Below are 26,187 nucleotides of genomic sequence, written 5' to 3'. Positions count from 1 at the left end.
GGCGGTCAGTTCGACTCGCGCGCTGCCCCGTCGATGTCCTTGGCGTCCTCGGCGTCCCTGTCGGCGTCGGTGCGCCGTTCCGGTGCCGCCGGTTCGTGCAGACCGCGCTCCCGCAGCGTCCGCTGCGCCGAGCGGATCGCGATGTAGGTGACCAGTGCGGCGACCGCGGTCAGCGGCCAGCCCATCGCGATGCGGGCCACCCCGAGCCAGCCGGTCTGGTCGGCGTCGTACAGGTGCTGCTGCACCAGGAACCGCGACGCGAACAGCACCGCCCACACCATCGTCGCGATGTCGTAGGCCAGCACCGCCCGCCGTGCCTCGCGCCAGCGTCGGTCGCCGGTGTGCACCCAGCCCCAGATGTAGCCGACGGCGGGACGGCGGATCACCACCGACAGCGTGAACACCACCGCCCAGATCAGTGACGTCCAGATGCCGAGCAGGAAGTAGCCCTTGGACGCGCCGACCAGATAGGCGATCAACGCGCTGATGCCGACGGCGAAGAAGCCGGAGATCGCCGGCTGGGTGGACTCGCGGCGGATGAGCCGCCAGATCAGGATCAGCGTCGCGACGCCCAGCGCGGCCGCGATCGCGGGCATCAACCCGAACGCGGACGAGACGGGGACGAACACCACGACGGGCAGGGACGAGTAGATCAGGCCGCTGATGCCGCCCATCTGTTCCAGGACGGCGGCGCCACGTGCCGGAGCGGTCTGCTGCGAGCCCGGATCGGTACCCGGGGCGCTCACCGCTGGATCTCGTAGCGGGGGTTGTAGATCGCCTTGGATCCGTTGTCGAGCTTGCCGACTCGGCCGTGCACCTTCAGAGTGCGACCGGTCTCGATGCCCGGGATGCGACGCTGGCCCAGCCAGACCAGCATCACCGCGTCGGTGCCGTCGAACAATTCTGCCTTGACTCCGCCTGTGCCGCTCTTGCCGTTGCACTCGACACTGCGCAGGGTGCCGATCATGGTGACTTCCTGACCGCGCTGACAGTCGATGGCCTTCTGCGCGCCGGTGCCTGCGGCCTCATCGGTGAGCTCGTCGACATCTCGTTTTTCCGGGTCTTCGGTCAATCGTCGGGTGAGCCGGCGAAGATATCCCTCGGCCGTGGCCATGGCGTCTCCTGATCTTCTGCCATCCACTGTGGATCCTGTTGAACCAACGCCACGGTAGACCTGTTGGTTCCCAGATGCTAACTACGCCGCGGGTCGCGTGGGGCCGCGTCGCCGCGGCCGTCACGACCAGGCACGATCGACACATGGCGGTCAATCTGCGCGACGTGATCACGGTCCTGCTGCCCGGCACGGGATCCGACGACGACTTCGTCTACCGGGCTTTCGGCACAGCCCTGCACGCGGCCGGCGCGGTGGTGGTGGCGCCCCCGCCACAACCGGACCGGCTCATCGGCAGCTACCGTGACGCGCTCAGTGACGCGGCGCGGTTCGGGCCGATCGCAGTGGGCGGGATCTCGATCGGTGCGGCGGTCGCCGCCGAGTGGGCGCTGACCCACCCGAGCGGGGTGGTGGCGGTGCTGGCCGCGCTGCCGGCCTGGACCGGTGCGCCCGACACCGCGCCTGCGGCGATGGCCGCGCGCTACTCGGCCGAGATGCTGCGCCGGGACGGGTTGGCCGCGGCCACCGCGCAGATGCAGGCGACCACCCCGAAATGGCTGGCAGACGAACTGACCCGGTCGTGGCTGGGCCAGTGGCCGGCGCTGCCGGACGCGATGGACGAGGCGGCCGGCTTCGTCGCCCCGACGAGCGCCGCGCTGGAGCGCCTTCGCGCCCCACTCGGTGTGGTGTCGGCCACCGACGACGCGGTACACCCGCTCGAGGTGGGCATGGAGTGGGCGACGGCGTCGCCGTGCGCGGCGCTGCGCACCGTCACCCTCGACGCGATCGGCGCCGATCCGGGGGTGCTGGGCGCCGAATGCCTCGCCGCGCTGCAGGACGCCACGCACGGGGCCTGACCGTCACCGGACGCGGCTCGTCCCTCACCGCTTGATCGTCATCCGCCGGTGTCTGATCGGCGGATTCCTCAACGCGGCTCGTCCCTCACCGCTTGATCGTCATCCGCCGGTGTCTGATCGGCGGATTCCTCAACGCGGCTCGTCCCTCACCGCTTGATCGTCATCCGCCGGTGCTGGACCTCAACTGCTGCATCGCCGATCCCAGCGCCGAGCGACGTGCGTCGGGCTGCGGCGGCTGCTGCTGTTCGGCCGTCGGCTGCGGTGGCTGTGGTGGCTGCGGTTGCTGCGGTGCCTGTGGCGGCTGCGGGGGCTGCCCGCCGGCCTGTTGCTGCTGCGCCGCGGCCTGCTGCTGCGCGGCGGCCAGTTGGGCGGCCATCGGCTCCGGCAGCTGCACCGGAAGCGGGGTACGCACCGGCAGCGGAGTGTCTCCGCGCCGAACCACCGTATCGGCCAGCGCGTTTCGCGCCTCCTCGGCCAGCACGGCCATCCGCTCGTACGGGCCGTTGACCACGCAGCGGACCATCCAGCGGTAACCGTCCACGCCGATGAACCGCACGACCGCGGCACCCTCGCCGCCCGAGCCGACCACCTCGCGGCCCCACGGCCCGTCCTCGATGCTGACCCGGGGAGCGTCCTTGCGCAGCGATTCCGCCAGCTCCGCGGCCACCTCGCGCCACAGCCCCGCCGATTTCGGCGCCGCGTACGCCGCGATCGTGAAGCGTCCGTTGGGCGTCACCACCCAGATGGCGCTCGGCGCTCCGGTCTCGTTGAGTTCGACCTGAACCTGGCCGTTCTCGGGCATCGGGATCAATACCGAGCCCAGATTCAGCCGCGCCACCTCGGCGACCGACGGGTCGTCGAAGTCGTCGATATCGAACGGGCCTTCAAGCTCCTCGTCGACGGAGTCCACCGACGTCACCTCCTCAGGCGTTGCAGCGCTGTCACTGTGGTGTCTGCCCACTGCCATGACCTCTCCCCCTACAGACTGGCATGCCCGCCCGAGGATCCGTGGCCACCGTCACCTCGGGTCGTGTCGGACAGCCCCGCCTCGTCGAAAGACGTCACCTCGACCAACTCGGGTAACTCGACACGCTGCACCAGCAATTGGGCGATCCGGTCACCCCGGCGGATCTCGATCGCGGCCGCGGGATCGAGGTTGATCAACGAGACCTTGATCTCCCCCCGATAGCCGGCGTTGACGGTGCCCGGGCTGTTCACGATCGAAAGTCCCACGCGCGCAGCAAGTCCCGAACGGGGATGAATCAGTCCGACCATGCCGTGCGGAATCGCCACCGCGACCCCGGTGGGCACGAGGGCCCGCTGACCGGGAGCCAGCTCGACGTCCTGAGCGCTGTAGAGATCGACCCCGGCGTCGCCGTCGTGCGCGCGGCTGGGCAAGGGAAGGTCGCGGTCGAGACGCACTACCGCCAGAGAGGTGGACACGACGTCACAGATTACTCTGGACCTTGTGTCTGACACGCGCGCCACTGCCCAAACGATCCGCTATCGCGAGCGGTTGTCTGTCCCGCTGTGGTGGTGGCTTCCCGGACTCGGGGTGGGCGCCCTGATCGCACTGGAGGTCGACCAGGGCGTCAGCGGTGTACCGGACTGGCTCCCCTATGCGGTGCTGCTTCCGGTCGCCGCGGTCGTGCTGGTGATGCTCGGCAGGACCGAGCTGAAGGTGGTGGACAACGGCACCGAGACCGAACTCTGGGTCGGCGACGCGCACCTGCCCGCCTCGGTGATCACCCGCGCGGCCAAGGTTCCGCGCTCGGCGAAGTCGGCCGCGCTGGGGCGTCAGCTCGACCCCGCCGCCTACGTCGTGCACAAAGGCTGGGTCGGCCCGATGGTGCTGCTGGTACTCGAGGATCCGGACGATCCCACCCCGTACTGGCTTGTCAGCGCCAGGCGTCCGGACGAGGTCCTCGCCGCGCTGCGCGCCTGAGCAGGCGCGCAGCCCAAAACGTCAGGCAGCGCAGTCGGTGCAGATCATCATGCCGTTCTTCTCACTCGCCAGCCGGCTGCGGTGGTGAACCAGAAAGCAGCTCGAGCACGTGAACTCGTCGGCCTGCTTCGGGATCACCCGAACCGACAACTCTTCGCCGGACAGGTCCGCACCTGGCAGCTCGAAGTTCTCCGCGGATTCGGACTCATCGACGTCGACGACAGCTGACTGAGCTTCGTTGCGCCGTGCCTTCAGTTCCTCGAGTGAATCCTCAGAAACGTCATCGGTCTCTGTGCGCCTTGGGGCGTCATAATCGGTGGCCATACCTGTCCCCTCCGTGAAGCTCGTTGCAGCGTTGCTTTGTACCAGCGTCGAACGCATCCACCAAATGATTCGTGCCCGTAATGCCCTCGGATCTAATGTGATTTATGTCACAAGTCGACCGGACCGGTTGTCACCGCCGGTCGGAGCCCTGCCCGCGATGGCTCTAGAGTGCTGATCGTGGTCGCGCAAATCACCGAGGGCACGGCGTTCGACAAGCACGGTCGACCCTTCCGCCGCCGTAACTTCCTGCCCGGAATCGTGACGTTCTGCTGCCTGGCAGTCGCGGCCGCGCTGGTTTGGGCGGTCGCACTGTCCCGCCCCCCGGAAGTGCAGCAGGCCGCGGTCTGCAACCCCCCGCCGCCGCCGGCCGAGCCCGGCGGGCCGCCGCCCAACCTAGGCGAACAGGTGACAGGCTCGGCGATGCTCGACGTCACCCCCGCCAAGCTGGCCGACGCCCGGGTCCGCGTGCTCAATGCCAGCGGCCAGGGCGGACAGGCCAGCGAGATCGCGGGCGAGCTGCGTGATCTCGGCTTCACCAATCCCGAGGCCGCCAACGACCCCGTCTACGCGACCGCCCGCCTACAGTGCCAGGGCCAGATCCGGTTCGGCCCGGCCGGCCGGGCCGCCGCCGCATCGGTGTGGCTGGTCGCCCCGTGTACCGAGTTGTTCCAGGACGGCCGCACCGACGACACCGTCGACCTGGCGATCGGCACCGACTTCACCGAGCTGACGCACAGCGACGACATCGACGCGGTGCTGGCCAGCCTGCTCCCCGACGCCACCCAACCCGCCGGCGCGGACCTGCTGACCAAGGCCCACACCGGCACCTGCTGAGTCAGTCCGCGCTCACCCCGCTGCGGACCAGCGCGTCGCCGAGCGCCGCGCTGATCCCGGGCGCTGAAGCCACCATCAGCCCGCCGCCCTCCACCGACGCGGGTGGACGCACCACCGCGCCCGCCTCGGCCGCGATCAGCGCCGCCGCCGCCCAGTCCCACAGGTGCACGTCGTCCTCGTAGTAGGCGTCCAGCCTGCCCTCGGCCACCTGGCACAGATCCAGCGCGCACGAACCGATCCGCCGCACGTCGCGCACCTCCGGGAGGATCCGGGCCACGATCTCGCCCTGCCTGCGCCGGTGCTCGCGGTTGTAGGAGAACCCGGTGCCGACCAGCGCCATGGACAGGTCCGTCACGGCGGTGCAGTGCAACGTGGTGACCTCGCCGGCACGCCGGACCGTCGCCCCGTGCCCCAGGGCCGCCGAGTACACGGCGCCCGCGGCGACGTCGGCCACCGCACCGGCCACCGACACCCCGTCGCGCCGCACCCCCACCGACACCGCGTAGGCGGGCAGCCCGTACAGGAAGTTCACCGTGCCGTCGATCGGGTCGAGCACCCAGGTCAGCTGTCCGTCGGTGCCGTCGACCGCGCCGCCCTCCTCCTCGCCGAGGATGGCGTCGCCCGGGCGCAGCACGGCCAGCCGCTCCCGCAGCAGGCGTTCGGTCTCGGTGTCCACCACGGTCACGGGGTCGGTAGGGGTGCTCTTGGCCCGCACCGCGGGCTGCGACCCATCGGGCTGCGGGCCCGCCCCGAACACCTCCGGGCGCCTCCGGGCGACGAACTCGGCGGCTTCGCTCGCCAACTGCTCGGCCACCACACGGAGCTGCTCGGGATCGCTGTCGCTATTCACCACACCATCGTGCAGCACGCTGTGTGACGGTCGACGCCGCCATCGGATGCACGGCTGGCCCCCATCGCAATTGGCGAGCCGATAGGGTGTCAAAGCGCCGGGCGACCGGCGCCACACCGGGGCGCCGGACAGCACCGGTGCGATCACCTGCGCAGAGGAGCCCGCATGACAGCCGACGCGTCATCCCCGTCCGACTCCGGCTCCTCGCGGCGGGGGTTCGGCATCGACGTCGGCGGCAGCGGCGTCAAGGGCGGCATCGTCGACCTGGACACGGGAACGCTGATCGGCGACCGGTTCAAGTTGCCCACCCCCCAGCCGGCCACCCCCGACGCCGTGGCCGCCACCATCGCCGACGTCGTCGCGCACTTCGGCTGGGACGGCCCGCTCGGGGTGACCTATCCCGGGGTCGTGGCCGACGGCATCGTCTGCACCGCCGCCAACGTGGACAAGGGCTGGATCGGCCTCAACGCCAAGGAGGTCATCAGCAGCGCGCTGAACGGACACTCCGTGACCGTGCTCAACGACGCCGACGCCGCAGGACTCGCCGAGGAGAAGTTCGGCGCCGGCCGCGACAACACCGGTGTCATCGTGTTGCTGACCTTCGGCACCGGCATCGGCTCGGCGGTCATCCACAACGGCGTGCTGCTGCCCAACACCGAGTTCGGGCACCTCGAGGTCGGCGGCAAGGAAGCCGAACACCGGGCCGCCAGTTCGGTCAAGGAACGCCGGGGCTGGAGCTACGAACGCTGGACCAAAGAGGTCACCAAAGTGCTGGTGGCCGTCGAGAACGCGATATGGCCGGACCTGTTCATCGCCGGCGGCGGCATCAGCCGCAAGGCCGACAAGTGGATCCCGCTGCTGGGCAATCGCACACCCGTGGTCGCGGCCGCGCTGCAGAACACCGCGGGTATCGTCGGCGCCGCGATGGCCTCGGAATTCGACGTCACCGCCACCGGCAAGTAGCCGCACTCGCGGGGTGCACCGACGCGCGCAGGCGTCAAATTTGCCGCTGGGCACAGCGCGGACCCACACTGTCGTTACAATGGTCATCGGCGGCCGCCTACTGAACAGCAGCGGAGTATCCCACCTCGACACGATGACGCTGTGAGATCGCCGCCGACATTCCCCATAGCCGACACATTTCGGTGGCGCACCTGTGCGCGCCCGAAACCCGCACGACCGAAAGGGTGTACGTGGCAGCGACCAAAGCAAGCCCGGCAACCGACGAGCCGGTGAAGCGCACCGCCGCCAAAGCTCCCGCCAAGAAGGCGCCCGCGAAGAAGGCCGCCAAGAGCGCGCCGGCCAAGGCCACCAAGCGTGCCGCCAAGGCCGGAGACGCACCCGCGACCCGGGGCCGCGCCAAGAAGGCCACCTCCGCCGCGGGCGACGACGATCTCGCCGTAGACGACGACGCCGAAGGCATCGAGGCCGAGCCCGGTGACGATCTCGACGTCGACGACACCGAGATCGTCCTCGACGACATCGAGGTCGAGGACGAGACCTCCGCGGACGACGACTCCGACGAGGAGTCCGACGACGAGGCCGCCACACCCGGCGTCGCCGCGCCGAAGGCGGCACGCAAGGCGGCCAAGGACGACGACTCGCTTCCCGAGCCGTCCGAGAAGGACAAGGCCTCCGGCGACTTCGTCTGGGACGAGGAGGAGTCCGAGGCGCTGCGCCAGGCCCGCAAGGACGCCGAGCTCACCGCCTCGGCCGACTCGGTGCGCGCCTACCTCAAGCAGATCGGCAAGGTCGCCCTCCTCAACGCCGAAGAGGAGGTCGAACTCGCCAAGCGCATCGAGGCCGGCCTGTACGCCACGCAGCTGATGGCCGAGCTCGCGGAGAAGGGCGAGAAACTCACCACCGCGCAGCGCCGCGACATGATGTGGATCTGCCGCGACGGCGACCGCGCGAAAAACCATCTGCTGGAGGCGAACCTGCGTCTGGTGGTGTCGCTGGCCAAGCGTTACACCGGCCGCGGCATGGCGTTCCTGGACCTGATCCAGGAAGGCAACCTGGGTCTGATCCGCGCGGTCGAGAAGTTCGACTACACCAAGGGCTACAAGTTCTCCACCTATGCGACGTGGTGGATCCGGCAGGCCATCACCCGCGCGATGGCCGACCAGGCCCGCACCATCCGTATCCCGGTGCACATGGTCGAGGTCATCAACAAGCTGGGTCGCATCCAGCGCGAGCTGCTTCAGGACCTGGGCCGCGAGCCCACGCCCGAAGAGCTCGCCAAGGAGATGGACATCACGCCGGAGAAGGTGCTGGAGATCCAGCAGTACGCGCGTGAGCCGATCTCGCTGGACCAGACCATCGGCGACGAAGGCGATTCGCAGCTCGGCGATTTCATCGAGGACTCCGAGGCCGTGGTGGCCGTGGACGCCGTGTCGTTCACGCTGCTGCAGGATCAGCTGCAGTCGGTGCTGGAGACGCTGTCCGAGCGCGAAGCCGGTGTGGTCCGGCTGCGGTTCGGGCTGACCGACGGCCAGCCGCGCACCCTCGACGAGATCGGACAGGTCTACGGGGTGACCCGGGAGCGCATCCGCCAGATCGAGAGCAAGACGATGTCGAAGCTGCGCCATCCCAGCCGCTCCCAGGTACTGCGCGACTACCTGGACTAGGCGCCCGCAAGTCCCGGGCAAGAAAAATTTAAGCCGCCCGGCCTAGCGTCGCCGGCATGAGATCCACGCCGACGGCACACGACGGAGCAGGTTCCACGCCGACCGGTGGGAAGCTACCGCCGGCGGCGGTGCTCTGCGCGGTCGGCAAGGTGCGCGGTGCGCTGGAACGGCTGCACCGGGCCACCGCCCCCGCTCACATCGGACTGCTCGAGCTCGGTCTCGGATCCTGGTTCACCGCGGCGCTCTATGCCGCGGTGCGACTGGGTATCGCCGACGAACTGGCGGGCGGCCCGCTCGGCGCCGAGCAGGTGGCCGCCAGGGTCGGCGCCGATCCGCAGGCCACCCAGCGGCTGATGCGCGCGCTGGCGAGCCGGTCGGTGCTCAAGCTGCGCCGTGACGGCACTTTCGCGCTGACCCGGCTCGGTGCCGCACTGCGCTCCGACCATCCGGAGTCGATGGCCCCGATGATCGCGTTCGTCGGCAGCCGCCAGCACTGGGAACACTGGTCCGAGCTGACGCATTCGGTGCGGACCGGCCGCACCTCGGTGGAGAAGCTGCGCGGGGTCCCGATCTTCGACTACCTCGACACCGACCCCGACTTCGCCCGGCTGTTCGACGACGCGATGACCGGCGGATCCCGCGCCGTGATCGAGAACGCGGTCCCGGCATACGATTTCAGCTCCCGCAGGCTCGTCGTCGACGTCGGCGGCGGCCAGGGCGGACTGCTGGCGGCCATCCTGGGCCGCGCTCCTGAGGCCCGCGGCATCCTGTTCGACCGCCCGCCGGTGATCGCCGGGGCCGACGCCGTCCTCGGCCCGGCCGGGGTGCGGTCGCGGTTCCGCGCCGAGGGCGGTTCGTTCTTCGAGACCGTCCCGGCCGGCGGGGACACCTACGTGCTGAAGGCGATCATCCACGACTGGGACGACCGGGACTCGGTGTCGATCCTGGGCAACGTGCGCTCGGCCATCGCCGAGGACGGCCGGCTGCTGCTGTTCGAGATGGTGCTGCCCGAGCGGCCACAGGCCCATCTGGGCTTCCTGGTCGACCTGGAGATGCTGGTCAGCGCCGGAGGCCGCGAACGGACCGCCTCCGAATACGCACACCTGCTGTCCGCGGCCGGATTCCGGATGACTCGGGTGATCCCGACCGCCAGTCCGCTGTCGATCGTGGAGGCCGTTCCGGTCTGACCCACGGCCGGCAGGTGCGTCAGTCGGTTGACGCGCCTCCTGCGCCCGCACTGCCGCCTGCGCCACCCTGACCGCCCTTGCTGCCGCTGGGCCCGGTACCGGACTCGCCGTCCTTCCCCACGGACCCGGTGCCGCCGTCGCCGGCCGCTCCCCCGGCTCCGCCCCGGCCACCGGTGCCACCGACGCCACCGGCACCCGTCGCGCCGCCCGCGCCGTCGGTTCCGGCCGTGCCCTCGGCGCTGCCCGCGCCGCCCTTGCCGCCGACGCCACCGGACCCGCCGTCACCGCCTGCTCCGCCCACGCCTCCGCGGCCACCGGCGCCACCGGCGCCGGGGCGGACCGCTCCGCTGCCCGGGTCGGACAGGTCGGCTCCTCCCCTGCCGCCGGAGCCGCCGTCGCCGCCCTGCGCGCCGGACCCGCCCGTGCCGCCGCTGCCTGCGCTGCCGCCCGCGCCGCCGTTGCCGGTGACCGAACCGCTGCGTCCGCCCGCGCCGCCGTTTCCGCCCGCGCCGCCGGTCGCCCCGGCCGCGCCGGCACCGCCCGTGCCGCCGCTGCCTCCGGTGCCGCCGAACCCGACGGCCGGCCCGATGTCCACGTTGCCGCCCGCGCCGCCGTCGCCGCCCCGTGCGCCGACGCCGCCGGTCCCGCCGTTGCCGCCGCTTCCACCGAACGCCGCCGCGAACGGCGTGGATTCGCGCGCCAGCCCCGCGTCGCCGCCGTTGCCGCCGACCCCGCCGCCTGCGCCGTTGCCGCCGTCACCGCCGGAACCGCTGATCACGTACTGGTGCGGGGCAGCCAGGAAGCCGGTGGCGCCCTGCCCCTGGCCGCCGTGTCCGCCGGATCGGTCGGTGCCTGCGGCGCCGTCGGTGCCACGTCCACCCGAGCGGCCCGTGACGACGGTGTCCACCACGACGTTGGTCGCCGGGAACCCGGCCGAACCGAGGAAGTTCGGGGTGCCGGTCCCGGCCCGGCCGCCCGCATTCGGGTTCACCCCGTCCAGCCCGGTACCGCCGGCCCCGCCGTTGCCGCCCACACCCCCGTTGCCGTGCAGCCGGCCCGCGTTGCCACCGGCGCCGCCGTGGCCGCCCCGAATGCCGAGGCCGCCGTCGGCACCGTGCCCGCCGTCGCCTCCGTTGCCCGTCGACGCGAGGATCCCGGCGTGCCCGCCGTTGCCGCCGTCCTGCCCGGCCAGATGACCATCGCCCCCGCGGCCGCCGTTACCGCCAAACAGCCCGGCGTTGCCACCGTTGCCGCCGCGCGCACCGTTTCCGCCGTCGCCCCACAGCAGACCGCCGTGGGTTCCGTTGCACGCCCTGCCCTGGCAGTCTTCGGCCGCGTCCGCGCCGTCGCCGATGAGCCAGCCACCCGGACCGATCATCGGACGGGCCGCCGCAGCGGCCGACGTTGCCGAGACCGGCCGGTCACGCTTGCCCGAGCCGGCCGTCCCGAAAAGCCAGAGTTCTTCTGGCACAGTGGAATTCGGCATGATGAGCGAGTCGAACGAGACCAGTTGCACGGCACGCTGGGATACGACGGGCGGCTCCGACTGCAGTCCGGCGAGCACGCCCAGGCCGACCATCGCCGCGCCGCCGGTACCGGCGGCGAGCCAGGAGTGGGCCGCACCCGGGGCGCACGGCGCCCTGTGCCTGCCCGTCGATCCTGCTGCTCCACCTCGTCGCTGCGCCACGTACTCTCCCCCGTCTATTTGCCGTGTAAATTAGCTGAAATTTAACACGGCAAATCAACGGCGCGGTCAATGACGCTGTCGGCGGGTCGGACGGTTAGCGCTTGCGGTCGCGCACCTTGTAGGTCGACGGCCACGACTCGCGGGTCTCGTCGCCGACCAGCGGCACCCCTTTGGAGCCGATCCGCACGTCGTAGGCCTCTTTGCCGGCACCGGCCTCGCGGTTGGCGTGTTCGGTCGCCAGATAGATCAGCTGATCGATCTCGGCCTCGGCGAACGCGACGAACGTCGTCTTGCGCACGATCTCGTCCTCCGGCGGCGTCATCCGGTCGGGCAGGACCCGCGTCAGCAGCGCCGCAACACCCAGCACGGTGAACGGCACCACCCAGTAGCAGACGAAGCTCAGCGGTGTCCCGGTGTCGAGGATCGTCGCGTCCTGCCGAACCAGCGGCGGGATCATCGACGACACCGTCATGACGCCGAACGCGGCGACCCAGATCCAGGTCAGCACCGAGGTGATCCGGGCAAACGGCTCGCTTTCGAGGACCGCCTTGGGTTGGCCCACCACCGCAAAGTCGCGGATGAAGGGCCTGCCGGTCAGCGCGCCGACGACCGCGACCGCAAACATGCCGGCGTTGCCGAGCGGCTGCAGCCACTGCTCCAGGAAGGACCGGCTCATTGTCAGCGCCAGCACGGTCAGCACCACAAACGTTGCGACCGCGCCGATCTCGAAGGTGCGGCCGGGCGATCGGCTCTGCCTGCGACGTAGGCGGCCACCGCGAGGGCGAGGGCGATCAGCGCCGCCGCCGCAAACGGCACATTGCCGACCAGAACCCAGAAGACGATCCACGGTGCAAAGCCAGAGATGATGCCCACGGCCAGCAGTGTAGGGAATCACGATCGGCGTCGAGTCGAGGCCCTTGTCACTTTCGGCTTACTTTGTCACGGTGACCACGCGTGTGAACGTCTCGACCGACTCGCCGTACGAGGCCGCGGTGGGCTACTCCCGGGCAGTGCGGACCGGTCCCCTCGTCGCCGTTGCCGGCACCACCGCCGACGGACCCGGCGCGGCGGCCCAGACCCGGGAGGTGCTGCGCCGGATCGAGAGCGCCCTGCTCGACGTCGGCGCACGGCTGTCCGACGTGGTGCGCACCCGAATCTTCGTCACCGACATCGCGGCGTGGCCCGACATCGGCGCCGTCCATGCCGAGGTGTTCGGCGACATCCGCCCGGTGACCACGATGGTCCAGGTGGCGGCGCTGATCTCGCCGGAACTGGTGGTCGAGATCGAGGCCGACGCGTACGTACTCGGTTGAAGAGCGCGGGTCAGGTCAGCGGCGCGAACGTGCCGTCCGGGCCGGGCAGATAGGAAGTGACGCTAATCACAGCAGTCACGGGCAGGGGTCCGTACAAATGTGGGAACACCATGCCATCGGGATCGCTCGGGACCCCCGGCTCCCAGTGGACAGGAGAGGTCAGGCGTGCCGCATCGACCCGGAGCAACATCAGATCGGAACGGCCGGCGTAGAGCCGGTTGGCCGGCAGATGCACCTGCGACGGACTCGACAGGTGGACGAAGCCGACGGCGTCCAGCGAGCCGGGCGCGTGGACCCCGGCACGCTGTGCACGCTCCCACTCGACGGTGCTGCACAGGTGTACGAGCACCTCAGGACCTGAAAGTGAACTCATTGCGCCCCCTTTCCGCCGCAGTAACGCGGGAACCCGTGAGACACGACACACCTGTAAACCCCCGGGGAACAAGGCCGGAACCCCAAGCGTCTGACAGAGTGGAACTACGTCGCTACCACCCTATGGAGGTGCCATGACCGCAACGCTGACCAGTCCTGGATTGACCAAGGCTGACCGCTGCGACCGTTGTGGGGCCGCGGCCCGTGTCCGGGCGAAGCTTCCTTCGGGTGCCGAACTGCTCTTCTGCCAGCACCACGCCAACGAGCACGAGGCCAAGCTGGTCGCACTCGCCGCAGTCCTCGAAGTGAGCCCGCTGGAGCCGTAGCAGCGAATCGGCAATGCTGGTCTGGTCATGGATGACCAGTCAGAGCGGCCGGGCGCAGGGCGCACACAGCAGGACCACGCACGGGTCAAACCCGAGCGGGCCAGACCACAGCGGCATCACATCCGGCGCATCACGCTCCGGACGCTCGGAAAGAGTTGGGACGACTCGATCTTCTCGGAGTCGGCGCAAGCCGCTTTCTGGTGTGCGCTGTCGCTGCCGCCCTTGCTGCTCGGCATGCTCGGCAGCCTGGCCTACATCGCGCCGCTGTTCGGCCCGGACACGCTGCCCACGATCCAGAGCCAGCTGATCAGCGTGGCGGGGAAGTTCTTCTCCCCCAACGTGGTCAGCGAGATCATCGAACCGACCGTGCGCGACATCGTCCGCGGCGCCCGCGGCGAGGTGGTGTCGCTGGGCTTCGTGATCTCGCTGTGGGCCGGCTCGTCGGCGATCTCGGCGTTCGTGGACTCCGTCACCGAGGCGCACGACCAGACCCCGCTGCGCCACCCGGTGCGACAACGCTTCTACGCACTCGGCCTCTACGTCGTGATGCTCGTGGGCGCGATCGCCGCGGCGCCGTTCCTGGCGCTGGGCCCGCGCAAGGTCGCCGAGTTCATCCCCGACAGCTGGGACCACGTGCTGAGCATGGGCTATTTCCCGGTGCTGTTCCTGGCGCTGACGGTGTCGGTGAACCTGCTCTACCGGGTCTCGCTGCCCAAACCGCTGCCGTCGCACCGACTGGTGCTGGGATCGGTGCTGGCGACCTCGGTGTTCCTGATCGCGACCTGGGGGCTGCGGGTGTATCTGACCTGGATCACCAGCACCGGCTACACCTACGGTGCGTTGGCCACCCCGATCGCGTTCCTGCTGTTCGCGTTCTTCCTCGGGTTCTCGATCATGATCGGCGCCGAGTTGAACGCCGCCGTTCAGGAGGAGTTCCCGGCGCCCGAGACGCACGCCAACCGGCTGCGGGCGTGGCTGGGAGCCAAGGCCGAAAACCGCAGCGCACGCACCAGGCCGTCCCCGGCACCGGCGGCGCCGGCCGCCGAGAGCCCGGCGGCCGGCGGCGACGCGGCTACTTCTTGAGCTGCTCGTAGATCCGCTTGCAGTCGGGGCACACCGGAGACCCCGGCTTGGCCGAACGGGTCACCGGGAACACCTCGCCGCACAGCGCCACCACGTGGGTGCCCATCACCGCGCTCTCGGCGATCTTGTCCTTCTTGACGTAGTGGAAGAACTTCGGGGTGTCGTCGTCTGTCCCGTCGTCGACGCGTTCGTCGGCGTCGGTCCGTTCGATGGTGTCGGTCTGCATGGCGCCCATTCTGCCCCGCCCTCGATCGGTAAGAAACGCGATGGGTGTAGGCGGGCCGGAATGTGGAACAGTGGAGGTATGAACGCCGGATTGAGCATCGTGATCCCGTGCGTGACTCGGAGCTGAGTTTCGACGACGAGGGACGCCCGGTACTGATCACCCGGGCCGCTCCCGCCTACGAAGAACAACATCGCCGGCGTGTGCGCAAGTACCTCACCCTGATGTCCTTCCGCATCCCTTCGCTGATCCTCGCCGCGGTCGCCTACAACATCTGGCACAACGGGCTGATCTCCCTGGCCATCATCCTGGTGGCCATCCCGCTGCCGTGGATGGCGGTGCTCATCGCCAACGACCGGCCGCCCCGCAAGGCCGAAGAACCCCGTCGCTACGACACGCCGCGGCGGATCCCGCTGTTCCCCACTGCCGAGCGCCCGGCAATCGACGGCGCGACCCACGCTGCGCCGCAACATGAGGCCGGCGATCCGCGTGGCGATCTTCCTGGCTGAGCGCTTTCTTTCGCCATTCTCAGCACATTCTCAGGTCACGGGCCAATAACCGCAGATCAGAAGGTGTGAAGCACAGGGATCGCGGGAACTCATTTCGGGCTTGGGACGTTGTAGCTCATGTAAGTCCCACCCGATCAGGAGGCCGACATGGCAAATGCCACCACCAGCCGCATCGACCAGGATCTGGACGCTCAGAGTCCAGCCGCCGACTTGGTGCGGGTCTACCTGAACGGCATCGGCAAGACAGCGTTGCTCAACGCCGCCGATGAGGTGGAGCTGGCCAAGAGGATCGAAGCAGGGTTGTACGCACAGCACCTTCTCGACACCCGGAAGCGTCTGGGCGAGAACCGGAAGAGGGACCTGGCCGCGGTGGTGCGCGACGGCGAGGCCGCGCGTCGCCACCTGCTCGAAGCGAACCTGCGATTGGTGGTGTCGCTGGCCAAGCGCTACACCGGCCGCGGCATGCCGCTGCTCGACCTGATCCAGGAGGGCAACCTCGGCCTCATCCGCGCGATGGAGAAGTTCGACTACGCGAAGGGCTTCAAGTTCTCCACCTACGCCACGTGGTGGATCCGTCAGGCGATCACCCGCGGCATGGCCGACCAGAGCCGCACCATTCGGCTCCCGGTGCACCTGGTCGAGCAGGTCAACAAGCTCGCCCGGATCAAGCGGGAGATGCATCAGAACCTCGGCCGCGAGGCCACCGACGAGGAACTGGCCGCCGAGTCGGGCATCCCGGTCGAGAAGATCAACGATCTGCTGGAGCACAGCCGCGACCCGGTGAGCCTGGACATGCCGGTCGGCAGCGACGAGGAGGCGCCGCTCGGTGACTTCATCGAGGACGCCGAGGCGATGTCGGCCGAGAACGCCGTCATCTCCGAGTTGCTGCACACCGACATCCGCTACGTGCTCGCCACCCTCGACGAGCGCGAACAGCAGGTCATCCGGTTGCGGTTCGGCCTCGACGACGGCCAGCCCCGCACCCTCGATCAGATCGGCAAGCTGTTCGGGCTTTCCCGCGAGCGGGTGCGCCAGATCGAGCGCGAAGTGATGGCCAAGCTGCGCAACGGTGAGCGCGCCGACCGCCTGCGGTCCTACGCGAGCTGACGCCCACCGCCCGACCCCACACGAGCGAAGGCCCGCCGGCGACCCCGGCGGGCTTTCTGCGTGCGCGCAGGCGCAGGTGTGTCCGGCCTCGCGTGAGGAAGCGCCGTATTTGATGATCTGGCCGGTAGACTCGGTCCGGACGGAGGGTTTGCGATGAACGATCTGGTTGATACCACCGAGATGTACCTGCGCACGATCTACGACCTCGAGGAAGAGGGCGTGATCCCACTGCGCGCGCGCATCGCCGAGCGTCTCGATCAGAGCGGCCCGACCGTCAGCCAGACCGTCTCCCGGATGGAGCGCGACGGGCTGCTGCACGTCGCCGGCGACCGGCATCTGGAACTGACCGACAAGGGTCGCGCTCTCGCGGTCGCGGTGATGCGCAAGCACCGGCTCGCCGAGCGCCTGCTGGTCGATGTCATCGGGCTGCCCTGGGAGGAAGTGCACGCCGAGGCCTGCCGCTGGGAGCACGTGATGAGCGTCGACGTCGAGCGCAGGCTGGTCCAGGTGCTCAACAATCCCACCACCTCCCCGTTCGGCAACCCGATCCCCGGCCTGGCCGAGCTCGGTGTCGGCGACGAGAGCTTCGAGAGCTTCGCCCTGGTGCGGCTCACCGAGCTGCCCGCGGGCATGCCGGTGGCCGTGGTCGTGCGCCAGCTGACCGAGCACGTCCAGGGCGACGCGGATCTGATCGCCCGCCTCAAGGAGGCCGGCGTGGTACCGAACGCCAGGGTCACCGTCGAGGTCAACGACCACGGCGGCGTCAACATCGTGATCCCCGGGCACGAGCAGGTCGAGCTGCCCCACGAGATGGCGCACGCCGTCAAGGTCGAGAAGGTCTGACCGACCTACCCCGCTCTGCGCCCGAACGGCCGCCGCGCCGGCAGGCGCACCCCGAGCTGGCGGGCCAGCCGGTACCCGGTCCGCGCGAGCTCCCGGATCTGTTCGGGCCGCATCCCGGACTGCAGCGCCTGATCCAGCATCCCGGCCATCCGGTGTGCCGGCTGGGCCCGTAACGCCTCGTCCAGCGCGATACCGGTCAACGGACCGTCACCGCGCGCATAGGCCGAAAACGCCAGCACCACCAGTGCTTCCACCCGCCACGGCTCGGGCAGGCACCGCGCCAGTTCGGCCCACAGCGCCTCGGCCGCGCCGGCGCCGTCCCCGACCGCCAGCGCATAGAGGGTGTCGCGCACGCGATCGTCGGTCAGCGACCACGCCAGCCGCACCCGGTCCTCCTCAGCGAGGGCACCGCCGTCCTTGAACCGGCCGGCGCACGCCAGCGCATGCTCGATGTCCCCGCGTACCAGCGGGTCCGGCCGCGACGGAGCGGGCGGTCCGGCGGCCTCGATCGCGCGGGCCAGCGCCGCGGTGCGCGCCGGGTCGGCCGTGGTGACCACCGCGACGAGCTCCTCGCGCCGCTGGTAGAGCCTGCGACCGTCGAGCACTGCGGCGACCGCCGTCGGCGACGCGTTCGGGTCCTCGACGACGCCGGAGTTGCCGCAGCCGTCGGCGCAGTACCACTGCGCGCCCGCAGCGATCTCGGCGACGACGTGGCAGGCGATCAGTTCGACGTCCTGCGTCTCCATCTCCCGGGTCAGCTCCTCGGCCAGCTGCCGGTGTTCCTCGGCGCACATCGGGCAGTACGCGCCGTCGGCGTCGACGATCACCGCCACCGCGGCGTCGGCACCGGACAAGGCCGCCAGTTCGGCCAGCCGGTACAGCTGATCGGCGGGCCGATCGGACAGGTCGGCGCGCAGCACGGCGCCCATCTCGCCGTCGGCGATGGTCATCAGGACCAGTGATTTCACCGGCACGAAGCCGAGCACGGCGGGTAGTGCCGCGATCAGGGCGCCGGGGCGGTCGAGCGAGGGATACGGGTGAGGTGTTGAGGCCATGTGGCCAACCTCGCAACCGCCGCCGACACCGATCGTTCGAAGGCGTGCGGGCGCGGCGCAACTGTGGATGAAATCGGATCTGGGGATGAAACCGGCCGTCACGCGCAGCCGTCGTCGAATGCCCCCGGCGCCTCGTCACCGGGTCCGCCGGCCTCCGCACGCGCCATCAGTGCGGCGATCCCGTCGTCGAAGGGCGGCGAGAACGAGACCTCCTCGGCGCATCCCCCACCGTCGAGGCCACCGATCAGACCGGTCACCGTCGGCCCGGAGATCCACGGCGCACCGGAGAAGCCGTCGACCACCCCGGCACAGTGCAGTGTCGGGAATCCCTGCCGCGCAAAGCCCGCCGGTGCGCGGCAGACCGATGGACCGCCACCGACGCCTGCGGGGTAGCCGATCACGGTGACCTCCTGGCCCGATTCCGGCGCCGCGCCCAGTTCCAGCCCACCGCCGACAGGCGGCGGCAGCCGCTTCCCGTCGGCTCGGCTCACCCGCGCGATCGCGTAGTCGGCGGCCGGTTCGCTGCCGTCCACCCACCGGGGGTCCAGGAACACCGCGTCGATCCGCCAACCGTCACGCGGTGTGCGGCCCGCACCGAACTCCGGTACGAACACCGCCGCCACGCCGTCCGGCAGGCAGTGCGCCGCGGTCAGGATCAGATCGCCCGCCGCAGAGTCCAGCACCGAGCCGGTGCACACGTGACGGTCCGCGGCGCCGGCGAACACCGCTCCGACGCGGGGGTCCGGCGCCACCGGCGTCGCCGACGGCAGACCCCCTGCAGGCGGTGGCGACGGCGCGGGCTCGGTGCCCGCACACGCGCCCAGCAGCGCCGCCGCCAGGAGCGGGCACGCCCGCCGGAGTCCACCCACTCCGCCGATCCTGCCCGTTGCGGGCTCCTCGCGGAATGTCACATCGGCGTGTGCGTGTTCGAACATCTGCGTGACGGCGGGCCACCCCGCGTGGCGGCGCGGCATCCGTGCGGGACACTTGTGGTTCACGGTTTGCCCGCATCACCAGTTGTGAGTACCGAACCGAGGAAGGCGAGACATATGGCTGACGACGAGCAGGATTCCGGCCAGCAGTACCACCCGGAACAGACCGGCATGTACGAACTCGAGTTCCCGTCCCCGCAGCTGTCCTCTCCCGACGGCCGCGGTCCGGTGCTGGTCCACGCGCTCGAGGGGTTCTCCGATGCCGGGCATGCGATCCGGTTGTCCGTGCAGCACCTCAAGGACACCCTCGACACCGAGCTGGTGGCGTCTTTCGCGATCGACGAGCTGCTGGACTACCGGTCCCGCCGGCCGTTGATGACGTTCAAGACCGACCATTTCACCCACTACGACGAGCCGGCGCTGAACCTGTACGCGCTGCACGACAGCGTGGGCACGCCGTTCCTGCTGCTGGCCGGGCTCGAACCCGACCTGCGCTGGGAGCGGTTCATCACCGCGGTCCGGCTGCTGTCCGAGCGCCTCGGTGTGCGCCGGGTGATCGGGCTGGGCTCGATCCCGATGGCGGTGCCACACACCCGGCCGATGACGCTGACCGCACACTCCAACGACAAGGAGCTGATCGCCGAGCACCAGCCTTGGGTCACCGAGGTCCAGGTGCCCGGCAGCGCGTCGAGCCTGTTGGAGTTCCGGATGGCCCAGCACGGCTACGAAGTCGTCGGATTCACCGTGCACGTCCCGCATTACCTGGCCCAGACCGACTATCCATCCGCGGCCGAGACCCTGATCTCCGAGGTCGCCAGAAACGGGTCGCTGCAGATCCCCACCGCGGCGCTGACCCAGGCCTCGGCCGAGGTGCTCGACAAGATCAACGAGCAGGTGGGAGCCAGCGCGGAGGTCGCTCAGGTGGTGGAGGCCCTGGAGCGTCAGTACGATGCGTTCGTCGCTGCTCAGGAGAACCGGTCCCTTCTGGCGCGGGACGAAGATCTGCCCAGCGGGGACGAACTCGGCGCCGAGTTCGAGCGGTTCCTCGCCGAACAGGCCGGTGAGAAGAAGCCCAAGGACAGAGAAGACCCCCGGGACGGCCGGTAGCGCCACCGGCGGCCGGCCGTGCCGACGACGGAATGGGCGACATGACCGAACGCAAACCGCATCTGCACCCCGTGCGCGAGACCACCCCGACGCTGGAGTACTGCACCATCCACGGCTACCGGCGGGCCTACCGGGTGGCCGGCTCCGGTCCGGCGATCCTGCTGATCCACGGCATCGGCGACAACTCCACCACGTGGGACACCGTGCAGGCCCAACTGGCCCAGCGGTTCACGGTGATCGCGCCGGATCTGCTCGGGCACGGCAAGTCGGACAAGCCGCGCGCGGACTACTCGGTGGCCGCCTACGCCAACGGTATGCGGGATCTGCTCAGTGTCCTCGGCATCGACAGGGCCACGGTGATCGGCCACTCGCTCGGCGGCGGGGTGGCGATGCAGTTCGCCTACCAGTTCCCGCAATTGGTGGACCGGCTCATCCTGGTCGGCGCGGGCGGGGTCACCAAGGACGTCAACATCGCGCTGCGCATCGCCGCGATGCCGCTGGGCACCGAGGCGCTGTCGCTGCTGCGCCTCCCGATGGTGCTGCCTGCGCTGCAGGCGCTCGGCCGCCTCGGCGGCACGGTCTTCGGCTCCACCGGCGTCGGCCACGACATCCCGCACATGCTCCGCATCCTGGCCGACCTGCCCGAACCCACGGCATCGTCGGCTTTCGCCCGCACCCTGCGCGCAGTCGTGGACTGGCGCGGCCAGGTGGTCACGATGCTGGATCGCTGCTATCTGACGCAATCTGTTCCCGTGCAACTGATCTGGGGTGACCTCGACGCCGTCATCCCGGTCGGTCATGCGGAGATGGCGCACGCCGCCATGCCGGGGTCCCGGCTGGAGATCTTCCGGGGTTCGGGCCACTTCCCGTTCCACGACGACCCGGACCGTTTCGTCGAGGTGGTCGAGAGGTTCATCGACTCGACCGAACCCGCCGTTTACGACCAGGACTATCTGCGCGAACTGCTTCGCACGGGCCTCAACGAACGCGCGTTGTCCGGCACGGTCGACACCCGCGTCGCGGTGCTCGATGCGATGGGAGCCGACGAACGCTCGGCAACCTGACCGGCCGGCCCGGCCGAGCACGTAGCATCGGGCCATGGCCATCGATGTGACCGTGTTGCGCGTATTCACCGACCACGACGGAAACTTCGGCAACCCGCTCGGCGTCGTCGACGCCGCGACGGTGAGTGCCTCCGAACGCCAGCGCATCGCCACCGAATTGGGTTACAGCGAAACGGTTTTCGTCCACCTACCGCGCGAGGGCACGCACAGCGCCCAAGTCCACATCTACACCCCCACCGCCGAGATGCGGTTCGCCGGACACCCCACGGTGGGGGCGTCGTGGTGGCTGAAGGACCGCGGAATGCCGGTCAAGACGCTTCAGGTGCCCGCGGGCATCGTGCAAGTCACCTATGCCGACGAGCTGACCTCGGTCAGCGCTCGCGCGCAGTGGGCCCCCGTGTTCTCCATCGCCCAGGTCGGTTCGGTCGACGAGCTCTTCGCCGCCGACCCCGATGACTACGCCGACGGTTCCGAGCATTACCTGTGGACCTGGCTGGACGAGTCGGCAGGCACCATTCGGTCCCGGATGTTCGCACCGCACCTGGGGATCCGCGAGGACGAGGCGACCGGGGCGGCCGCAGTCCGGATCACCGAGCATCTCAGCCGGGATCTGACCATCGTGCAGGGGCAGGGCTCAGTCATCGAGACGACGTGGAGCCCCGAGGGCTGGGTGCAGGTGGCCGGACGGGTGGTCGACGACGGAAACCGCCAACTCGACTGACCCCGTCAGCTCTTGGCGGTGACCCCGCGATGAGCGCGCAACTCCTGGATCTCGCGCTCGAAGTCCTCGGCCGAGGTGAAGGAGCGATACACCGAGGCGAATCTCAGGTAGGCGACCTCGTCGAGTTCACGCAGTGGGCCCAGGATCGCCAGTCCGACCTCGTGGCTCGCCACCTCGGGCGATCCGGTGGCCCGGACCGCGTCCTCGACCTGCTGAGCCAGGTGGTTGAGCGCATCGTCGTCGACCTGACGGCCCTGGCACGACCGTCGCACGCCGCGGATGACCTTCTCCCGGCTGAACGGTTCGGTCACCCCGCTGCGTTTGACGACCGCAAGCACCGCGGTCTCCACGGTGGTGAACCGGCGCCCGCATTCGGGGCAGGACCGGCGCCGGCGAATGGCCTGACCCTCATCGGTCTCCCGGGAATCGACCACCCGGGAATCGGGATGCCGGCAGAACGGACAGTGCATCACCGCTCCTTCGCCACTCCGGGGTTCGATCGCTTCGATCGCCCTTGAGCGTACCTGCGTCACCCACGGCGGGCTCACGGCCGGACCTGACAGCGCATGCCTCATCGGAGCCGTCCTCGACGAATGCTCAGGCGACCGGTGCGATCAGCGTCTGGCCGGTGGCCAGCGCCGCGGTTTCCAGCTTGTTGAGCTCCCGGATGCGGTGCACGACCTCGGCGACCGGAGCGTCCGGGGCCACCCTGCGCGCGACGTGCTGCAGGGACTCCCCGCTCTGCACCTGCACCACGGCGAGGCGACCGGGAACCTCCGGCGCGCCACCGACGAGACCGCCGAACTGGCCGACCAGACCGAGCCACAGCGTGATCACGGCGGCGACCAGTGCCAGCAACACGGTGGTCGCCGGCGTGATCGGACGGCGGCGGTGCGACGCCCTCGACATCAGCACCCCGGTCCCCCGGTAACTCGCCGGCGCCCCGCCGGGGCGGCGGGACGGGGGCCGCCGGACCGGGGTCACGGGGCGGGTCCGTCCGCCGTCCACACGCAGGCGGGGTGCGCGTTCGAACTCGTTCCATGTCGCACGATCGTCGAGAATGGTCATCAGCTCGCCTTTCGGTCCTGATTCGTTCGCTCTTGTGTTCGAAGATTACTCGATCAGGTGTTCGATTGATAGAACACGTGATCGAACTGTTGCGAACGCTAACCGAGGCCACCGACATGTCCGGGCACGCGAGAACCGCCGACGGACCGACGCGACACGCCTCGAACACATGTTTGATTATCCCGGTCCGCCGGGTTAGATTCGGGCACATGAGCGATGACAGCAGAGACAGCACCGGCACCCGTCGCGATCGCGACTCCGGTCTGACCGAGCGTCAGAGGACCATCCTGGAGGTCATCCGAGCATCGGTGAGCACCCGCGGCTATCCGCCCAGCATCCGGGAGATCGGCGACGCGGTCGGGCTGACCTCGACGTCGTCGGTCGCCCACCAGCTGCGCACGTTGGAGCGCAAGGGATTTCTGCGCCGGGACCCCAACCGGCCGCGCGCGGTCGACGTCCGCGAGCTCGACGACAACTCCGTGCCGATCGTCGGGACCGACGTGGCCGGCTCCGATGCGCTGCCCGAGCCCACGTTCGTGCCCGTGCTCGGCCGCATCGCGGCGGGCGGCCCGATCCTGGCCGAGGAAGCCGTCGAGGACGTCTTCCCCCTACCCCGCGAACTCGTCGGCGAGGGATCCCTGTTCCTGCTCAAGGTGGTCGGTGAATCCATGGTCGACGCAGCGATCTGCGACGGTGACTGGGTCGTGATCCGGCAGCAGAACGTCGCCGACAACGGTGACATCGTCGCGGCGATGATCGACGGCGAGGCCACCGTCAAGACCTTCAAGCGCACCCGCGGTCAGGTCTGGCTGATGCCGCACAACCCCGCGTTCGACCCGATCCCCGGCAACGACGCGGTGATCCTGGGCAAGGTCGTCACCGTCATCCGCAAGATCTGACGGTGACGGCGGCCCGCTCGACGGGCCCCCGGTCACTCGCCGCGGACGAAACCGTTCGTGCGCGCGATCTCCTCTGTGGCGAACCAGATCTCGACGGGCGCCTCGTGGTAGTCGACGCTCTCCGGTGTCCAGTACAGGCCGGACCTCGTGTCCGCTTTGATCGGGTAGCCCTCGGGGATCTCGGCCGGATCGTCGAACGGCATGTGCAGTGCGGTGCCGAACGGCAGCGGCTCGTCGACGTCGATCCGCGCGTGCCGTCCGGTGTCGGTCACCGGATCACGCGCCGGTACCTGCGCGTCGACGGGTGCCTCGACCATGCCACCGAAATGCGCGATGAACGGCTCGCGATCGGCGGCGATCTCGGCGTCCTGGAACGCGGCGCCGTCCTCAAACACGGTGTCGTCCCAGGGCTCGGCGCCGTGGTCGTCGGGAACGTCGTGCGACAGGGTTTCGGGGTCGGGGGTCAGCACACGCGTCGGCGCGGTATCCACGGTGTCAGGATTTTCCTGCTCTCCGACCGGCCCGTCGTGCGCATCGTCGCCGGGCGCCTGCGACCCCCAGAATTCGGGCGGGTCGGAGCTCAGCTCGCCGGCGGTGGACGGGGCGGCCGCACCCAGCGGGCCGACGTCGTCCCGGGAGTAACGCTCACCGAAGAGCTCGTCCTCCCGGCCCTCCTCGTGGCCGGTCTGCCCGCCGACGGCGGAAAGCGCGGGCTCGTAGCTGCGGGAGGAGTCGTCCTCGGTCGTCGCGAACGGATCGACCTCGGCACGGCGCCCCCGGCTACGAACCACGGCGAAGGCTCCCAGCCCGGCCAGCAGCAACAGCGGCACGATGGCCAGCAGCCACCACCACGTCCACTTCAGGCCGGAACTCTCGCTGTTGTCCGGAGCCTGCGCCTGCGGCGGCGTCGCCTCGGGGGCGGCTTCCTCACCCGGCACCTCCAGGCCGACCAGCTGCGGTCCCAGACCCGCCGGTTCGGTGCTGAACTTCTTGGTCGCGGTGTCCCAGGAGATGGCGCCTCCGCTGAACCGCTGGGTGATGACGTCACCGTTCTGCGTCTGATCCGCCACCGGGGCGCCGAGTTCACCGGTGGCGCCACCCAGCTTGTCCCAGGCGGCGTTGATGGCACCCCGCACGATCACCGCGCCGTGGTCCGGCGTCCAGAAGATCACCGGCTTGTCCTCGGCGGCGAATGTGCTGATCCGGCTACCCGGCGGCTGCCCGCCGTCCTGCTCCCCGGTGGCCGGGAAGCCGAGGTCGCCTTCGGGGCCGCCCACGCTCTCGTATTTGGCCAGCACCTGGCCGGTGACGACGTTGGCCCCGGTCTGCGGGCTGTAGAAGATCTTGCCGTTGACGAAGTCCTGGCCCATCCCGTCTTCGCCGATCTCATACGGCTCGCCCTCGGCGGCGCCGAGCGGTCCCAGCGGGCCGCCGGCGGCCCGGCGGGCGGCGTTGATCGCCGAGACGGGGTCGTCGGGGACCTCCAGGTCGGCGAGCGGGCCGGCCAGCTCCGGCGGCACGGTGGTGAAGGTCTTGGTCGCGGAGTCGTAGGCCAGTTCACCGCCGGTGAACCTCTGCCTGACGACCGGTCCGTCGTAGGTCTCGTCCTCGGCGGGCACCCCGAGCACCCCGGAGGATCCGCCGAGCTTGTCCCACGCCGCGTTGATCGGCCCGCGGACCACACGCGCGCCGGTGGCCGGTGTCCAGAAGATCACCGGGTTGTCGGCGGCGCTGAATGTGCTGTTGCGGCTGTCCGGCGCACGGCCGGGACCCTCGTCGATGGTCGGAAACCCGAGGTCGCTGTCGGCGGGACCGCCGAGAGACTCGTACTTCTCCAGGATGGCGCCCTGCATGAAGCGGGCGCCGGTGGTCGGGGTGAAGAACATCTTCCCCGACGCGAAGTTCTGCGCGAACCCGGCGCCTGCCGGGTAGACCTCGCCCGCTTTGGGGCCCAGCGGCCCGGTGTCGCCACCGCCGGCCTGCCATGCCGCGGTGATCGCATCGTTGGCTTCCACCTCGGGCTGGGCCATCGCGGACGGTGCCAACAGGAGCGCCGTGGCGATTCCCAGCAATCCGACCGTCAAACGACCGACCAAACGTAGGCGCAGCATCGGCTGCCGGCTCATTCTTCCTCCCCGCGGGT

30 protein-coding genes and 1 pseudogene are annotated in these 26,187 nt (G+C 69.9%); 16 read left to right on the top strand and 15 right to left on the bottom strand.

Annotation, left to right across the window (positions count from 1 at the left end; all coding sequences use genetic code 11):
• Positions 1-5 precede the first annotated feature (5 nt).
• Both C6A87_RS11370 and C6A87_RS11365 read right to left on the bottom strand, forming a co-directional pair.
• Positions 6-746, bottom strand: a complete 741-nt coding sequence (locus tag C6A87_RS11370; RefSeq protein WP_311117318.1) for a DUF3159 domain-containing protein — start codon at positions 744-746, stop codon at positions 6-8.
• On the bottom strand, positions 743-1,114 hold the full coding sequence (locus C6A87_RS11365; protein ID WP_311117317.1) for an OB-fold nucleic acid binding domain-containing protein: 372 nt from the start codon (positions 1,112-1,114) through the stop codon (positions 743-745). The genes C6A87_RS11370 and C6A87_RS11365 overlap by 4 nt, the downstream gene beginning before the upstream one ends.
• A gap of 143 nt (positions 1,115-1,257) precedes the next feature.
• Between C6A87_RS11365 and C6A87_RS11360 the strand changes: the two genes are divergently transcribed.
• Positions 1,258-1,968, top strand: coding sequence for an alpha/beta fold hydrolase (locus C6A87_RS11360; protein ID WP_311117316.1), 711 nt, complete (start codon positions 1,258-1,260; stop codon positions 1,966-1,968).
• Positions 1,969-2,128: 160 nt separating this feature from the next.
• Here C6A87_RS11360 and C6A87_RS11355 read toward each other — a convergent pair whose 3' ends face one another.
• Together C6A87_RS11355 and dut are read right to left on the bottom strand one after the other, a co-directional pair.
• Entirely contained in the window at positions 2,129-2,935 is an 807-nt protein-coding gene (locus C6A87_RS11355) for a DUF3710 domain-containing protein (protein WP_311117315.1), read from the bottom strand.
• Between the two features lie 11 nt (positions 2,936-2,946).
• Positions 2,947-3,411: a dUTP diphosphatase gene (gene dut, locus C6A87_RS11350; RefSeq protein WP_311117314.1), complete on the bottom strand. Its 465-nt coding sequence runs from the start codon at positions 3,409-3,411 to the stop codon at positions 2,947-2,949.
• A 25-nt stretch (positions 3,412-3,436) separates the two neighbouring features.
• On the opposite strand from dut, the gene C6A87_RS11345 reads away from it, so the two are divergent.
• The gene (locus tag C6A87_RS11345) at positions 3,437-3,913 is read left to right on the top strand and encodes a DUF3093 domain-containing protein (RefSeq protein WP_311117313.1); all 477 of its coding nucleotides are present in this window, start codon (positions 3,437-3,439) and stop codon (positions 3,911-3,913) included.
• A 21-nt stretch (positions 3,914-3,934) separates the two neighbouring features.
• On the opposite strand, the gene C6A87_RS11340 is transcribed toward C6A87_RS11345, so the two are convergent.
• Positions 3,935-4,237, bottom strand: coding sequence for a DUF4193 domain-containing protein (locus C6A87_RS11340; protein ID WP_003933994.1), 303 nt, complete (start codon positions 4,235-4,237; stop codon positions 3,935-3,937).
• A 177-nt stretch (positions 4,238-4,414) separates the two neighbouring features.
• Here C6A87_RS11340 and cei point away from each other — a divergent pair, with 177 nt between their 5' ends.
• The gene (gene cei, locus C6A87_RS11335; protein WP_311117312.1) at positions 4,415-5,071 is read left to right on the top strand and encodes an envelope integrity protein Cei; all 657 of its coding nucleotides are present in this window, start codon (positions 4,415-4,417) and stop codon (positions 5,069-5,071) included.
• Position 5,072: 1 nt separating this feature from the next.
• On the opposite strand, the gene C6A87_RS11330 is transcribed toward cei, so the two are convergent.
• Complete coding sequence (locus C6A87_RS11330) at positions 5,073-5,924, bottom strand: inositol monophosphatase family protein (protein WP_311117889.1); 852 nt, start codon at positions 5,922-5,924, stop codon at positions 5,073-5,075.
• Between the two features lie 162 nt (positions 5,925-6,086).
• Here C6A87_RS11330 and ppgK point away from each other — a divergent pair, with 162 nt between their 5' ends.
• The 3 genes from ppgK (at position 6,087) to C6A87_RS11315 (ending at position 9,735) form a co-directional block, all read left to right on the top strand.
• Positions 6,087-6,884, top strand: coding sequence for a polyphosphate--glucose phosphotransferase (gene ppgK / locus C6A87_RS11325; protein ID WP_311117311.1), 798 nt, complete (start codon positions 6,087-6,089; stop codon positions 6,882-6,884).
• A 230-nt stretch (positions 6,885-7,114) separates the two neighbouring features.
• Complete coding sequence (locus C6A87_RS11320) at positions 7,115-8,548, top strand: RNA polymerase sigma factor (RefSeq protein WP_311117310.1); 1,434 nt, start codon at positions 7,115-7,117, stop codon at positions 8,546-8,548.
• A 56-nt stretch (positions 8,549-8,604) separates the two neighbouring features.
• Positions 8,605-9,735 carry a methyltransferase gene (locus C6A87_RS11315; RefSeq protein WP_311117309.1) on the top strand — a complete coding sequence of 377 codons (1,131 nt, stop codon included), beginning with the start codon at positions 8,605-8,607 and terminating at the stop codon, positions 9,733-9,735.
• Positions 9,736-9,754: 19 nt separating this feature from the next.
• On the opposite strand, the gene C6A87_RS11310 is transcribed toward C6A87_RS11315, so the two are convergent.
• Positions 9,755-11,422: a hypothetical protein gene (locus C6A87_RS11310; RefSeq protein ID WP_311117308.1), complete on the bottom strand. Its 1,668-nt coding sequence runs from the start codon at positions 11,420-11,422 to the stop codon at positions 9,755-9,757.
• Positions 11,423-11,516: 94 nt separating this feature from the next.
• Positions 11,517-12,295: pseudogene (locus C6A87_RS11305) on the bottom strand (hypothetical protein).
• 71 nt (positions 12,296-12,366) lie between these two features.
• Here C6A87_RS11305 and C6A87_RS11300 point away from each other — a divergent pair.
• A complete protein-coding gene (locus tag C6A87_RS11300) occupies positions 12,367-12,735 on the top strand; it encodes a RidA family protein (protein ID WP_311117307.1) in 369 nt (122 codons plus the stop codon).
• 10 nt (positions 12,736-12,745) lie between these two features.
• On the opposite strand, the gene C6A87_RS11295 is transcribed toward C6A87_RS11300, so the two are convergent.
• On the bottom strand, positions 12,746-13,108 hold the full coding sequence (locus C6A87_RS11295; RefSeq protein WP_311117306.1) for a DUF952 domain-containing protein: 363 nt from the start codon (positions 13,106-13,108) through the stop codon (positions 12,746-12,748).
• A gap of 133 nt (positions 13,109-13,241) precedes the next feature.
• Between C6A87_RS11295 and C6A87_RS11290 the strand changes: the two genes are divergently transcribed.
• Entirely contained in the window at positions 13,242-13,433 is a 192-nt protein-coding gene (locus tag C6A87_RS11290; RefSeq protein ID WP_311117305.1) for a hypothetical protein, read from the top strand.
• A 27-nt stretch (positions 13,434-13,460) separates the two neighbouring features.
• On the top strand, positions 13,461-14,516 hold the full coding sequence (locus tag C6A87_RS11285; protein ID WP_311117304.1) for a YihY/virulence factor BrkB family protein: 1,056 nt from the start codon (positions 13,461-13,463) through the stop codon (positions 14,514-14,516).
• Here C6A87_RS11285 and C6A87_RS11280 read toward each other — a convergent pair.
• Positions 14,506-14,742 carry a DUF3039 domain-containing protein gene (locus C6A87_RS11280; protein ID WP_311117303.1) on the bottom strand — a complete coding sequence of 79 codons (237 nt, stop codon included), beginning with the start codon at positions 14,740-14,742 and terminating at the stop codon, positions 14,506-14,508. The genes C6A87_RS11285 and C6A87_RS11280 overlap by 11 nt on opposite strands.
• A gap of 107 nt (positions 14,743-14,849) precedes the next feature.
• Here C6A87_RS11280 and C6A87_RS11275 point away from each other — a divergent pair, with 107 nt between their 5' ends.
• The 3 genes from C6A87_RS11275 (at position 14,850) to C6A87_RS11265 (ending at position 17,198) form a co-directional block, all read left to right on the top strand.
• Positions 14,850-15,248, top strand: coding sequence for a DUF3099 domain-containing protein (locus tag C6A87_RS11275; protein WP_311117302.1), 399 nt, complete (start codon positions 14,850-14,852; stop codon positions 15,246-15,248).
• A 147-nt stretch (positions 15,249-15,395) separates the two neighbouring features.
• On the top strand, positions 15,396-16,355 hold the full coding sequence (sigB, locus tag C6A87_RS11270) for a sigma-70 family RNA polymerase sigma factor SigB (RefSeq protein ID WP_311117301.1): 960 nt from the start codon (positions 15,396-15,398) through the stop codon (positions 16,353-16,355).
• A gap of 153 nt (positions 16,356-16,508) precedes the next feature.
• Complete coding sequence (locus tag C6A87_RS11265; RefSeq protein WP_311117300.1) at positions 16,509-17,198, top strand: metal-dependent transcriptional regulator; 690 nt, start codon at positions 16,509-16,511, stop codon at positions 17,196-17,198.
• A gap of 5 nt (positions 17,199-17,203) precedes the next feature.
• Here the strand turns inward: C6A87_RS11265 and C6A87_RS11260 are convergent, their stop codons facing one another.
• Entirely contained in the window at positions 17,204-18,253 is a 1,050-nt protein-coding gene (locus C6A87_RS11260; RefSeq protein WP_311117299.1) for a DUF4192 domain-containing protein, read from the bottom strand.
• A 98-nt stretch (positions 18,254-18,351) separates the two neighbouring features.
• Positions 18,352-19,188 (bottom strand): serine protease, encoded by an 837-nt coding sequence (locus tag C6A87_RS11255; RefSeq protein WP_311117298.1) that lies wholly within the window; start codon positions 19,186-19,188, stop codon positions 18,352-18,354.
• A gap of 114 nt (positions 19,189-19,302) precedes the next feature.
• Between C6A87_RS11255 and C6A87_RS11250 the strand changes: the two genes are divergently transcribed.
• From C6A87_RS11250 to C6A87_RS11240, 3 genes are read left to right on the top strand one after another with little or no spacing between them, the layout of a single operon-like run.
• Positions 19,303-20,292, top strand: coding sequence for a PAC2 family protein (locus tag C6A87_RS11250; protein WP_311117297.1), 990 nt, complete (start codon positions 19,303-19,305; stop codon positions 20,290-20,292).
• A gap of 41 nt (positions 20,293-20,333) precedes the next feature.
• Positions 20,334-21,356, top strand: coding sequence for an alpha/beta hydrolase (locus tag C6A87_RS11245; RefSeq protein ID WP_311117296.1), 1,023 nt, complete (start codon positions 20,334-20,336; stop codon positions 21,354-21,356).
• Positions 21,357-21,390: 34 nt separating this feature from the next.
• The gene (locus C6A87_RS11240) at positions 21,391-22,077 is read left to right on the top strand and encodes a PhzF family phenazine biosynthesis isomerase (RefSeq protein ID WP_311117295.1); all 687 of its coding nucleotides are present in this window, start codon (positions 21,391-21,393) and stop codon (positions 22,075-22,077) included.
• 5 nt (positions 22,078-22,082) lie between these two features.
• Here C6A87_RS11240 and nrdR read toward each other — a convergent pair whose 3' ends face one another.
• Together nrdR and C6A87_RS11230 are read right to left on the bottom strand one after the other, a co-directional pair.
• Positions 22,083-22,547: a transcriptional regulator NrdR gene (nrdR, locus tag C6A87_RS11235; protein WP_311117294.1), complete on the bottom strand. Its 465-nt coding sequence runs from the start codon at positions 22,545-22,547 to the stop codon at positions 22,083-22,085.
• Positions 22,548-22,674: 127 nt separating this feature from the next.
• Positions 22,675-23,145, bottom strand: coding sequence for a LysM peptidoglycan-binding domain-containing protein (locus C6A87_RS11230; protein WP_311117293.1), 471 nt, complete (start codon positions 23,143-23,145; stop codon positions 22,675-22,677).
• Positions 23,146-23,354: 209 nt separating this feature from the next.
• Here C6A87_RS11230 and lexA point away from each other — a divergent pair, with 209 nt between their 5' ends.
• Complete coding sequence (gene lexA / locus C6A87_RS11225) at positions 23,355-24,044, top strand: transcriptional repressor LexA (RefSeq protein WP_311117292.1); 690 nt, start codon at positions 23,355-23,357, stop codon at positions 24,042-24,044.
• A gap of 32 nt (positions 24,045-24,076) precedes the next feature.
• Here lexA and C6A87_RS11220 read toward each other — a convergent pair whose 3' ends face one another.
• A complete protein-coding gene (locus C6A87_RS11220; RefSeq protein WP_311117291.1) occupies positions 24,077-26,170 on the bottom strand; it encodes a hypothetical protein in 2,094 nt (697 codons plus the stop codon).
• Positions 26,171-26,187: the final 17 nt, after the last annotated feature.

Source organism: Mycobacterium sp. ITM-2016-00317 (assembly GCF_002968295.1).
In the GTDB taxonomy this organism is placed as follows: domain Bacteria; phylum Actinomycetota; class Actinomycetes; order Mycobacteriales; family Mycobacteriaceae; genus Mycobacterium.
This window is presented reverse-complemented; position numbering and strand designations above follow the sequence as displayed.